General features: G+C 69.1%; 10 protein-coding genes and 1 pseudogene. 1 reads left to right on the top strand and 10 read right to left on the bottom strand.

Annotated elements, in window-relative coordinates; genetic code table 11:
• The 6 genes from AB8Z36_RS13910 to AB8Z36_RS13885 form a co-directional block, all read right to left on the bottom strand.
• Positions 1-902 (bottom strand): solute symporter family protein (locus AB8Z36_RS13910; protein WP_369213585.1); only part of this gene is annotated, 902 nt, incomplete at its 3' end.
• Positions 899-1,462 (bottom strand): DUF485 domain-containing protein, encoded by a 564-nt coding sequence (locus AB8Z36_RS13905; protein WP_369213586.1) that lies wholly within the window; start codon positions 1,460-1,462, stop codon positions 899-901. The genes AB8Z36_RS13910 and AB8Z36_RS13905, both read right to left, overlap by 4 nt.
• 122 nt (positions 1,463-1,584) lie before the next feature.
• The gene (locus AB8Z36_RS13900; protein WP_369213584.1) at positions 1,585-2,346 is read right to left on the bottom strand and encodes a response regulator transcription factor; all 762 of its coding nucleotides are present in this window, start codon (positions 2,344-2,346) and stop codon (positions 1,585-1,587) included.
• Positions 2,343-3,488 (bottom strand): sensor histidine kinase, encoded by a 1,146-nt coding sequence (locus AB8Z36_RS13895; protein WP_369213583.1) that lies wholly within the window; start codon positions 3,486-3,488, stop codon positions 2,343-2,345. The genes AB8Z36_RS13900 and AB8Z36_RS13895 overlap by 4 nt, the downstream gene beginning before the upstream one ends.
• The gene (locus AB8Z36_RS13890) at positions 3,485-3,997 is read right to left on the bottom strand and encodes a DUF1453 domain-containing protein (protein ID WP_369213582.1); all 513 of its coding nucleotides are present in this window, start codon (positions 3,995-3,997) and stop codon (positions 3,485-3,487) included. The genes AB8Z36_RS13895 and AB8Z36_RS13890 overlap by 4 nt, the downstream gene beginning before the upstream one ends.
• 277 nt (positions 3,998-4,274) lie before the next feature.
• Positions 4,275-6,398 (bottom strand): DNA gyrase/topoisomerase IV subunit B, encoded by a 2,124-nt coding sequence (locus tag AB8Z36_RS13885; RefSeq protein ID WP_369213581.1) that lies wholly within the window; start codon positions 6,396-6,398, stop codon positions 4,275-4,277.
• Between the two features lie 439 nt (positions 6,399-6,837).
• Between AB8Z36_RS13885 and AB8Z36_RS13880 the strand changes: the two genes are divergently transcribed.
• A complete protein-coding gene (locus AB8Z36_RS13880; protein ID WP_363247389.1) occupies positions 6,838-7,068 on the top strand; it encodes a DUF7455 domain-containing protein in 231 nt (76 codons plus the stop codon).
• A gap of 166 nt (positions 7,069-7,234) precedes the next feature.
• On the opposite strand, the gene AB8Z36_RS13875 is transcribed toward AB8Z36_RS13880, so the two are convergent.
• The 4 genes and pseudogenes from AB8Z36_RS13875 to AB8Z36_RS13860 form a co-directional block, all read right to left on the bottom strand.
• On the bottom strand, positions 7,235-8,065 hold the full coding sequence (locus AB8Z36_RS13875) for a S1 family peptidase (RefSeq protein ID WP_369213580.1): 831 nt from the start codon (positions 8,063-8,065) through the stop codon (positions 7,235-7,237).
• A 164-nt stretch (positions 8,066-8,229) separates the two neighbouring features.
• A complete protein-coding gene (locus AB8Z36_RS13870) occupies positions 8,230-9,771 on the bottom strand; it encodes an RNA polymerase sigma factor (RefSeq protein ID WP_369213579.1) in 1,542 nt (513 codons plus the stop codon).
• 446 nt (positions 9,772-10,217) lie between these two features.
• The gene (locus tag AB8Z36_RS13865; protein ID WP_369213578.1) at positions 10,218-11,105 is read right to left on the bottom strand and encodes a FadR/GntR family transcriptional regulator; all 888 of its coding nucleotides are present in this window, start codon (positions 11,103-11,105) and stop codon (positions 10,218-10,220) included.
• Between the two features lie 159 nt (positions 11,106-11,264).
• A pseudogene (locus AB8Z36_RS13860) lies at positions 11,265-11,655 on the bottom strand (ABC transporter ATP-binding protein); the annotation flags it as partial.

The raw sequence follows: 11,655 nt of genomic DNA, 5'->3' as shown, positions 1-11,655 counted from the left end.
CCAAAACCGAGCACGATCGTCATCAGATAGAAGCCGCCGATGAGGCCGATGGACCAGACGACCGACCGGCGGGCCGCCCGCGCCGTCGGCACGGTGTAGAGGCGGGACAGGATGTGCGGCAGCCCCGCGGTACCGAGCACCAGCGCGAGCCCGAGGCTGATGAAGTCCAGCCGCGCGGTCCAGTCCCCGCCGTACTTCAGCCCGGGCGCGAGAAACCGCTCGCCCCGCCCACTGCGATCGGCGGCCGAACGCAGCAACTGACCGAAGTCCCCGTGAAAGCGCATCAGCACCAGCACGGTCAGCGCGACAGCACCGCCCATCAGCAGGACCGCTTTCACGATCTGAATCCACGTGGTGGCCCGCATCCCCCCGAACGACACATAGATCACCATGAGCGCGCCGACACCGACCACCGTCCAGGACTGCGCCGCCCCGCTCTCCCCGCCGAGCAGCAGCGCCACCAGCGAACCGGCCCCCACCATCTGCGCCACCAGATAGAGAACGGACACCGTCACCGAGGAAGTTCCCGCCGCGATCCGCACCGGGCGCTCCCTCATCCGCGCCGCGACGACATCGGCCAGCGTGAACCGCCCGCAGTTGCGCACCAGTTCGGCCACCAGGAACAGCACGACCAGCCACGCCACCAGAAACCCGACCGAGTACAGCATCCCGTCATACCCGAACAGGGCGATCAGCCCGGAGATCCCGAGGAACGACGCCGCCGACATGTAGTCACCGGCGATGGCGAAACCGTTCTCCATAGGGGTGAAGAGCCGTCCCCCCGCATAGAACTCCTCCGCCGAACCATGCCGGTTCCGGCTCACCCACGTAGTGATCGCGAGCGTGACGGCCACAAAGGCACCGAACAGCACCAGCGCGAGAACCTGGTGATCCCCGGTCATCGCCCGCACCCCAGCTCACGCCCGGGGCCCGGCTCCTGATCCAGGCGCGGCCCGTGGTCCCTGCCCCGCTCCCGCTTCTGCTCCAGCACCGACCACCGCAGATCGAGCGCGGCCCGGTCCCTGCGCAGCCGCGCATGCCTGGCATACGCCCACGTCAGCAGGAACGTGCTGAGGAACTGCCCGAGCCCCGCCACCATCGCCACGTTCACTTCTCCGGCGAAGGGACGTGCCATCAGCCCCGGAGCCGCCGTCGCGGTCACGACGTAGGCCACGTACCAGGTGAAGAAGACCGCGACGCCGGGGAAGACGAACCTCCGATACCGCCTGCGCACCTCCTGGAAGGCCTCGCTGCGCTGCACCTCCAGATAGATGTCCCCCGCCCCCGCGCCCGGCCCAGCACCCTGCTGCCGGGCCTGACTCAGGGGTGCAGCGCCGGAGGTCTGTGCGCCGGTGCCGTCCAGCTCTGCCCAGTCGGAGGCGAGGGCGTCGTACCAGGGGTCTCTCGGGCCGCCGACGCGACCACGGCCCGCGCTGCCGCGGTCCGCCCCGGCATCGGGCACGTCGTGCTTCTCCACCGAACTCTCCTTGTCCGCAGTTCCGTTCGACCGCGTGCCCAAGGATGGGCAGAACGGGAAGATCCCTGACTCTTCTCTCCGCGCTCTTCACCCCATCAGGTGAAACGTCATCTTGTGTGTGCACCTCCAGGTGGTTTGTTGAGGCCGTGCCGGTAGGCGTAGCGGACGGCCTGCGCGCGGTCCTTGAGGCCCGCCTTGGCGAAGAGATTGTTGATGTGGGTCTTCACCGTCGCCGTGGAGACATGGAGCGCCTGGGCGATCTCCTGGTTGCTCAGCCCGTCGGCGATCAGGACGACCACTTCCGTCTCCCGCGTCGTGAGACCGTCGGGAGGCTCCGCGGCGGGCGCCGGGTGGGGCTCGGACAGCCGCTCGAGAAGACGCCGCTGAATCTGCGGAGAGAGTCCGGCGTCCCCCGAGAGCACGGCCTCGACGGCCCGCACGATCTCCTCCCCGCCCGCGTCCTTGGTCAGATAGCCGCGCGCCCCCGCTTGCAGCGCGGGGAACAGCGACTCGTCGTCGGCGTACGTGGTGAGCACGACGACCTGGGTGCCCGGATACTCGGCCCGGATGCGCCGCGTGGCCTCCGCTCCGTCACATCGGGGCATCCGCAGGTCCATCAGCACCACGTCCGGGGCGAGTTCGGCGACCAGGCGGACCGCCTCCTCGCCGTCCTTCCCCGCGCCCACGACCTCGATGCCGGGCAACAGACCCAGCAGCATCACGATCCCCTCGCGCACCATGGTCTGGTCATCGACCACGACCACCCGCGCGGGCGGTCTGCCCACACTCCCGGCCGCCCCCGGCCCCGCGCCCGTGCCTGCGTCCCGTCGGCCGTCCGCGGCCCTGGCGGTGCCGTCTTCCTGTGTCATCCCGGCACCCTCAGCGTCACCACGAAGCCCTCCTCGCCCGGTCCTGCCTCCAGGGACCCGCCCAGCAGCTCAGCGCGCTCCCGCATTCCCAGCAGACCGTATCCGGCACCGGACGCGGCCAGCTCGCCCGGTGGATGTCCGCCCGAGTCCCGCACGTCCAGCCTCACCTCACGCTCTCCATACTCCAGACACACCTGGATCTTCGCGCCCGGCGCATGCTTCCGGACATTCGTCAGAGCCTCCTGCGCCACTCTCCGTACCGCCTGGGACGCCTCGGCGGGCAGGGCGCGACGCTCTCCGCTGACCGTGACGGCCGCGTGGTCCGCCGTCACCAGGTCGCGCAGGAAGTCCTCGACCGGTGTCATCTCACCACGCAGCGCCGACAGGGCCTGTCTGGTCTCGGAGAGCCCTTCCCTGGCCATGGACCGCGCGGCCACCACCCGGTCCAGGATCTGCTGCTTGGTCGCGTCCCTTTCGATCAGCAGCCGGGCCGCCTCCAGGTGGACGAGCTGCGCGGAGAGGCTGTGGGCGAGCACGTCGTGGATCTCCCGTGCGATCCGGGCGCGCTCGGCGAGTGCGGCGGACTCCGCCTCCGCCGCTCGCGCCGCTCTCTCCTGCGCGAGCAGCCGGTGGGCGCTGCCCCTTGCCTCGGCGTCCAGCCGAAGGGTGTACCCGGCGAGCACCAACCCGATGGCGGTGAGCGCCTTGATGAGCCAGCCGTCGTCGTTATAGGCGGCGTATCCCGTCATCGCGACGAGGACGCAGGGCGCGCCCGCGATGAGCGGCAGCCGCTCCAGCGCGGTGATGGCCGCGCCGCACCAGAGCACCAGGGCCAGCGTCCGCCATTCGCCCAGCTCCGCCGCGTACGCCACCGCCATGAGCAGGGCGAGCAGCCCCAGTGACGGCCACAGCCGACGGGCGGCCGACACCCGGAAGAAACCCCACCCGGCACCGGCGACGACCGCGACCAGGGCCACTCCGGCCGCCAGGTGCGGGCCGCGGTCCGTGTGCAGCGCGTCCCACAGCAGGCTGCCGAGGATCACCACCCGCAGAACCCTGACGAACCACAGGCGGGCCGGGCTCTGTCCCGTCCAGGTGAGTGCCTCTTTCGAAGGCCATCGCGTCCACCGGTCCCAGCTCACACGGGGTCCTTCCGCCTCGGCCCGTACGCCGCGTCGGCAATACGGTATGTCGGGTGCGCCGCGCCGGACCGCAGGAGGAGCAACCCGCCGCGGACCAGCAGGGTGGCGGCGAGGGCGAGCATCAGCGCGGAGCTGGTCTGGCGGACGTGCAGGAGCGAGCCGATCCCGAACAGCCCGAGCCGCAGTCCGATCCCGGCGGCCCAGACCGCGGCCGTGGCCTTGGTGCCCTTGCTCCAGACAGTGCCGTCGGGCTCGGTCCACAGGTGCGAGGTCCTGGCCCAGCCTGCGCCCATGGCCAGCGCGACGAGCAGCTCGGCGGCGAGGAGCGCCACGGCCGTGGTCCGGTGGTGGGGATCGATCAGACCGGGCTCGCGCACGGCCATGACGACCAGCACCGCCGGTATGAGCCACCAGCGCCTGTCCGTGCCGACCTGCTGCGCCTTGAACTGGCGGACGACCACCAGCACCACGACGGCGCAGATCACCAGTGCGTTGACAGGCCCGGACATGTCAGCCTCCGTGCGACGAGAAGGGCGGGGCCGATCCGCGGTGGATCGACGCCTTCGACGCTACGGAGATTTCCCGGGCACGGGATCGGAGCGCGGGTGGAACGCGGGTGGAGCCGGGTGCTCCACCCGTGGGTGGAGCACCCGGCTCCTGCCGGAAGAGGTGCGCCTCAGGCGCGCCGACGCGCGAGCGGATTCGTCGGGCGTGGATGCGCGGGCGATCCCGTCGGGCGCCGATGCGCGGGCGATCCCGTCAAGTATCGACGCGCGAGCGGTCCCGTCAGGCGTCGATGCGCGAGCGGTCCAGCGTCGCCGCGGAGCTGGTGATGAACTCCTTGCGGGGTGCGACGTCGTTGCCCATCAGGAGGTCGAAGACCTGCTCGGCGGAGTCGAGATCGGAGATGTTGATCCGGCGCAGGGTGCGGAAGCGCGGGTCCATCGTGGTCTCGGCGAGCTGGTCCGCGTCCATCTCGCCCAGGCCCTTGTAGCGCTGGATGGAGTCCTTGTAGCGCACGTTCTTGCGCTGCAGCTCCAGCAGCGTCTCGCGCAGCTCCCGGTCGGAGTACGTGTAGACGTACTTCTCCTGGCCCTTCTTGGGCTGGCTCAGCTCGATCCGGTGCAGCGGCGGCACAGCGGCGAACACCCGGCCCGCCTCGACCATGGGCCGCATGTAGCGCTGGAAGAGGGTCAGCAGGAGGATGCGGATGTGCGCACCGTCGACGTCGGCGTCGACCAACAGGATGATCTTTCCGTAGCGGGCCGCGTCGATGTCGAAGGTCCGGCCCGAGCCCGCCCCTATGACCTGGATGATCGCCCCGCACTCGGCGTTCTTCAGCATGTCCGTGACGGACGCCTTCTGCACGTTGAGAATCTTGCCCCGGATCGGCAGCAGGGCCTGGAACTCGGAGTTCCGTGCCAGCTTGGCCGTACCGAGGGCGGAGTCTCCCTCGACGATGAAGAGCTCGCTGCGCTCCACGTCGTCGCTGCGGCAGTCGGCGAGCTTGGCGGGCAGCGAGGAGGACTCCAGGGCCGTCTTGCGGCGCTGGGCGTCCTTGTGCTGACGAGCCGCGATGCGCGTACGGGCGGCGGCCACGGCCTTGTCCATCACGGCACGGGCCTGCGCCTTCGCGTCCCGCTTGGTGGACGTCAGGAAGGCCTTGAGCTCCTTGGCGATGACGTTCGCCACGATGCGGTTGGCGGCCGAAGTGCCGAGGACCTCCTTGGTCTGACCCTCGAACTGCGGCTCGGCGAGACGGACGGTGACCACCGCGGTCAGGCCCTCGAGAGCGTCGTCCTTGACGATGTCGTCCTCGGCGACCCGCAGCACCTTCTGGCTGCGCAGCGCTTCGTTCATCGTCTTGGTCAGCGAACGCTCGAAGCCACTCACATGGGTGCCGCCCTTGGGGGTGGCGATGATGTTCACGAACGACCGGATCGTCGTGTCGTAGCCGGTGCCCCAGCGCATCGCCACGTCCACGCCGAGCTCACGGGTGACCTCGGTGGGGGTCATCTGGCCGTGGTCGTCCAGAACCGGCACAGTCTCCTTGAAGGTGCCCTGTCCGGAGAAGCGCAGGACGTCACAGACCGCCTTGTCCTGGGCCAGGTACTCACAGAACTCGCTGATGCCGCCGTCGAAGCGGAAGGACTCCTCGCCCTTCGAACCGCCCTCGCCCAGGCCCAGCTCGTCACGGACGATGATCGTGAGACCAGGCACCAGGAAGGCGGTCTGCCGGGCCCGCTGGTGCAGGTTCTCCAGCGACAGCTTGGCGTCCTTCAGGAAGATCTGCCGGTCCGCCCAGTACCGGATGCGCGTGCCGGAGCGCGCCTTGGGGATCTTCTTGGTCTTGGTGAGCTTCGCCGACGGGTCGAAGGCGGCGTCGGGCCCCGTCTTGGCGAAGGCGCCGGGGACACCCCGGCGGAAGCTGATCGCGTGCGTGTGCCCGGCACGGTCCACCTCGACGTCCAGGCGCGCGGAGAGCGCGTTCACCACGGAGGCGCCCACGCCGTGCAGACCGCCGGAGGCCGCGTACGAGCCGCCGCCGAACTTGCCACCCGCGTGCAGCTTGGTCATGACGACCTCGACTCCGGAGAGGCCGGTTTTGGGCTCGACATCCACCGGGATGCCACGGCCGTTGTCACGCACCTCCACGGAGGCGTCGGCGTGCAGGATGACCTCGATGAGGTCGCAGTACCCGCCGAGGGCCTCGTCCACGGAGTTGTCGATGATCTCCCAGAGGCAGTGCATCAGGCCACGGCTGTCCGTGGATCCGATGTACATGCCGGGCCGCTTGCGGACCGCCTCGAGTCCCTCCAGGACGAGGAGATGCCGCGCGGTGTAGTTGGAACCGTCCCGGTCTGCTCCGGTCAGCAACGCTGTGGACGGCACGGACGTTTCGGCGGTCACGCGGTTCGCTCCTCGCTGAATTTCAAAGGGGGCCCTTTGGGGTAAGGGCGCGGCTTCGGTTGCCCGTCAGAGGGTACCGAGGCCTGGTAGAGCCGTTGTAACGCCACCCTCGGCGGAACTCAGACTAGTCCAGCCTCGCATACACGTTCGATCCCTCGCGGGAGTGAAGCGCACGTCACGTTCCCTTCGAGGCATGAACCATTTAGGCTCCGGGCACGTCCTCATGAACAACCGGCAAGCCAGCCGGGAGGACCCGACCTGACAGACAGCGCGAAACCGTAAGACTCGTAAGAGACGCAATACGGCACATTCGCCGCCAACCGGCAACGGACAACCCCTCGAAAGAAATTTTCGAGGAAAAGCCACGAGCGGGAACGTTTTCGGCCTGGTTGGATGTTGACCCTGGTACGACAGCTCGTCGAGCTAGAGAAGAGGCGACGTGACTACTGTTCTGACCCCCGCGAGCCCCCTGACGGCCGCTGATCGCTGCGACCGCTGCGGCGCCCAGGCATACCTGCGCGTCGTCCTGTTGAGCGGCGGTGAACTGCTCTTCTGCGCCCACCACGGCCGCAAGTTCGAGCCGGAACTCAAGAAGATCGCCGCTGAGATACAGGATGAGACGGAGCGACTGACCGCCGTTCCCGAGACTGCATCCGAAGAGGAACGCTGACACCTCGCACCCACGACGAGCCAGCTCCGGCCCACCAGACCGGCGAACGGGCGGCGTCCCCTGCTCCACGGCAGGGGACGCCGCCCGACTTCGTCACAGGGCCCTCTGGGCCCCTTCTCAGCCGTCCTGCACCGCGCGACTCGCTCGCCCGGGACGGATCGCGGCCTCAGCCATGGATCCGCAGCACCTTGGCTGCGTCCGAGATCCGCGTATAGACCCCGGGATTCCCCGGGCGTCCACAGCCGCTCCCCCAGGACACCAGGCCGATGAGCCGCCCCTGGGCCACGAGTGGTCCGCCGCTGTCGCCCTGACAGGCGTCCTTGCCGCCCATCGGCTCCCCGGCGCACAGCATGGTGGCGGCCACGTACTTCCCGTCGGAACTGCCCGGGTACGCCTCCTCGCACACCGTGTCGGCCAGGACGTGCACCTGCGCCGCGTGGAGTGAGCGCGCGTACTGGCCGCCGCCCGTGGTGTCCCCCCAGCCGTAGACGGCGGCGGGCGTCCCCGCCCGGTAGGCGGCGTCTCCCTGGCCCGCCATGGGGATCACGTACGACTCGGGCAGGGGGGTGGCCAGGGTCAGCGCCGCCACGTCGCCGGAGTTGGTCGAGCTGTTGTACTCCGGGTTGGTCTTCACGCTGCTCACGGTGACCTCGCTGCCCTCGGACGTCCGCAGATCGTTGCGACCCGCGATGACCTTCAGGTCCCGTACCTCATTCAGCGGGGCACCGAGCACGTCCGCGCTCACACAGTGGGCCGCCGTCAGAACCGTCGTCCGGTTGACCACGGCCCCGCCGCAGAACTGCCCCGAACGGGTGCCCCCGAACCGGTCACGGCTGGCGACCGCCACCACCCAGGGGTGATCGGACACCTGGACCGCGCTGCCCCCGATGACCACGCTGTCGGCCGCTGCCGGACCCGGGGCGGCCAGTGGCAGCACGGCGGCCCCTGCCGCCAGGGACAGTGCCCCCGTCCACGCCCTGACGATGTGACGACGCATGTGATCTCCTCACTCTGGGCTCCAAACGCGTACCCAGAGTGATCCAGAGCCGGTGAAGGCGCACCCGCGCGCGAAAGGCCCGAAGCCTCCTGAGGGAGAGCTTCGGGCCTTCCGGTCGCACTGTGGTGACTGCCGCCCCCGAATCTTGAGGGGACTGTCGTCGCCTAGTCCAGGTAGTCGCGCAGAACCTGCGAGCGCGACGGGTGACGCAGCTTCGACATCGTCTTGGACTCGATCTGGCGGATGCGCTCACGCGTCACTCCGTAGACCTTGCCGATCTCGTCGAGGGTCTTGGGCTGGCCGTCCGTGAGGCCGAAGCGCATGGAGACCACGCCCGCCTCACGCTCGGACAGCGTGTCCAGGACGGAGTGGAGCTGCTCCTGGAGGAGGGTGAAGCTGACCGCGTCGGCCGGTACGACCGCCTCGGAGTCCTCGATGAGGTCACCGAACTCGCTGTCGCCGTCCTCACCCAGAGGGGTGTGGAGGGAGATCGGCTCACGGCCGTACTTCTGGACCTCGATGACCTTCTCCGGGGTCATGTCGAGTTCCTTGGCCAGCTCCTCCGGGGTGGGCTCGCGGCCCAGGTCCTGGAGCATCTGGCGCTGGACACGGGCCAGCTTGTTGATGACCTCGACCATGTGCACCGGGATACGGATGGTGCGGGCCTGGTCGGCCATGGCGCGGGTGATCGCCTGACGGATCCACCAGGTGGCGTACGTGGAGAACTTGTAGCCCTTGGTGTAGTCGAACTTCTCGACCGCGCGGATCAGACCGAGGTTGCCCTCCTGGATGAGGTCCAGGAAGAGCATGCCGCGGCCGGTGTAGCGCTTGGCCAGGGAGACCACCAGGCGGAGGTTGGCCTCCAGGAGGTGGTTCTTGGCGCGGCGGCCGTCCTCGGCGATGATCTCCAGCTCGCGCTTGAGCTTCGGGGCGAGCTTGTCGGCGTTGGCCAGCTTGTCCTCGGCGAACAGACCGGCCTCGATGCGCTTGGCGAGCTCGACCTCCTGCTCGGCGTTGAGCAGCGGGACCTTGCCGATCTGCTTCAGGTAGTCCTTGACCGGGTCGGCGGTGGCGCCGGCGGCGGCGACCTGCTGGGCAGGCGCGTCGTCCTCGTCCTCGTCGGAGAGGACGAAGCCCTGGGCGCCTTCCTCGGCCGGCTCGCCCTCGCCGGGCTTGCCGGCGGCGGGTGCCTCGTCGGTCGCCTCGTCGTCAAGGAGCTCGTCGGCGTCCTTCTTGGACGTGGTCTTCTTTGCCGCCGTCTTCTTGACGGCGGTCTTCTTCGCGACGGCCTTCTTCGCCGTCGTCTTCTTGGCTGCGACCTTCTTCGCGGGCGCGTCGTCGGCGTCATCCGCGGTCGGCGCCTCAGTGGCGGCGGTGGCGGTGGGCTTCGCCGTGACGGTCTTGGCCGCGACCGTCTTGGTCGCGGTGCGCTTGGCCGGGCTCTTCGCTGCGACGCTCTTGCGGGGACGCTTAGGCTCCGCGGCACTGACCATCAGCGTCACACCCTCTTCCTCGAGGATCTGGTTGAGGCTGCGCAGAACGTTCTTCCACTGAGTGGCCGGAATCTGGTCAGCTTCGAAGGCACGACGCACGTCATCGCCGGCGATCTGCCCATCAGCCTTTCCCCGCTCGATGAGCGCCATGACAGAGACGGATTCGGCGATCTCCGGCGGGAGCGTACGGGATGTGCTGGCCGACACGAACAACCTCTCGGAACGTTGGAAAACGGCTTCCGGCCCCGTCCACTGTGGACCGGAGCCGACGACCGGCGGCAGGGGATTGGGCCGACGGCGCGGGCTGGGGCCTGGGAGCTGCACAGCGTCGCGAACGACGGCTGTATTCCCTCCTCGGCTATCACCTCTTAGGTCATCGCGCTGTTCCTTGGAGCGTTACGCCCAATCCACGTGGCCCGAGTCACACCCCATAAGTGATCAAAACCGTCCATATACGCCCAGAAGCTACCTATACGCATGCACGAATGATCCCCCGATGCCCTACGAAGCAATCCTCACGATCTCGCCGCCGGACCCCGCTGAGCTCGTGAAGGAGCCCGCGGCGATCCGGCGACGCCTGCCGCACGGCACCGCCGTCACCCAGGGGCGACGGGGCACTGCGGGCGAAGCGCGCGCACGACGGCGGCGTGAGGACGCGGTCAGTGCTCGCGCGGGGCGGGCACCACACGCTCCACCTCGGGGTGGACCGTGAGGAGCTGTCGCATCGCGGCCTCCGCGCCGGCCCCGTCACCCGAGGAGAGCGCGTCGACGACGCGGGAGTGGTGCACCAGAGAGGTCTCGCTGGGGCGGTCACAGCCCGTGACCGGACCACCCGAGACCTGAAGAGCGGCCGAGACGATGCCGGAGAGGTGCTCGAGCATGCGGTTGCCCGCGACCTGGATGAGCAGCGAGTGGAACTCGGCATCGGCACGGGAGAACGTCAGCACGTCACCCTGCGCCAAGGCGTGGCCCATGATCTCGACCATGTCGGCGAGGCGCTGCTGCACCTCCTCACGGCCGTGCCCCGCGGCCAGGCGGGCGGCGAGCGGCTCGATCATCCAGCGCAGCTCACCGAGCTCGCGGCGCTGGTCGTCGCGCTGCGGCCCAAAAGCACGCCACTCGATGATGTCGGGGTCAAGGAGATTCCAGTCACTGACGGGACGCACGCGCGTGCCGACATTGGGACGCGCGCTGACCAGCCCCTTGGCCTCCAGCACACGCAGCGACTCACGGACGACGGTGCGGGAGACCTCGAAACGCTGGCCGATCTCCTCGGGGACGAGCGGGCGGTCGGCGCCGAGGTCGCCGGAAACGATCATTTGGCCGAGCTGTTGGACGAGCTGGCCGTGCAGCCCGCGGCCGCGGCTGCCCGCGGCGCGCCGGCCCACACGCCCCAGGTCCTGGTCGGGGCCCTCCCATACGGGTGCGACTACGCGGTCCCGGCCATGGGACTCCGCGTAGGGGTAGCGGTCGAGGTCGCCCGGGCCGGCGAGACCGGAGTCTGCGGAGCGGGCGGTGGACATCATGGTGTGCGCAAGGGTACTCACGGATCAGTTGTCGGCGTGGCCTCCAACTCCCTTGAGGTCTTTGGTGAAAAGCACACGAAAGGGTGATCGCTTACCCCGCCGCAATTGACGCCTTATCGGAAAGAAATGAGCGTCCCCCGGGGAGTTGCGCACAGCCCCGCAACGGAAGGCGCCGGACAGTCATGATCGGACTCTGGCGCGCACATTCGTGAGCAGATATGCGCAGAGCAGGGCGGTCAGCGACAACATCAGTGCAGTACCCACCGGTTGAGCGAGCACCCGCACCCCGGCAGCCAGATACCGCTCACTGCCGAACGGCCACTGCACCAGCGCCAGATCCCGCAGCCGCCCCGGAAATCCGGCCGCCGATCGCACAGCAGGACCCTCAACGGCCTTCTGTACGAGTGGCACCACGACGATCGGCACCGCCAGCACCGCCGCGAGCCCCGCCGTCGTGGAACGGAAGACCCCCGCGGCAAGCAGCCCCGCCCACGCACACCCCGCCACCAGCGCCACCCAACTCGTCGCAAGAACAGGCCAATCCCCGGGAACTCTGGCCAGCTCCTCTCCG

Source organism: Streptomyces flavofungini (assembly GCF_041028215.1).
Lineage (GTDB): Bacteria > Actinomycetota > Actinomycetes > Streptomycetales > Streptomycetaceae > Streptomyces > Streptomyces flavofungini_B.
This window is presented reverse-complemented; position numbering and strand designations above follow the sequence as displayed.

What these genes read in the sequence shown, in the direction of transcription:
- AB8Z36_RS13890 (WP_369213582.1), bottom strand. Translation starts at nt 3,997, where the DNA reads ATGTCCGGGCCTGTCAACGCACTGGTGATCTGCGCCGTCGTGGTGCTG.
- AB8Z36_RS13875 (WP_369213580.1), bottom strand. Translation starts at nt 8,065, where the DNA reads ATGCGTCGTCACATCGTCAGGGCGTGGACGGGGGCACTGTCCCTGGCG.
- AB8Z36_RS13900 (WP_369213584.1), bottom strand. Translation starts at nt 2,346, where the DNA reads ATGACACAGGAAGACGGCACCGCCAGGGCCGCGGACGGCCGACGGGAC.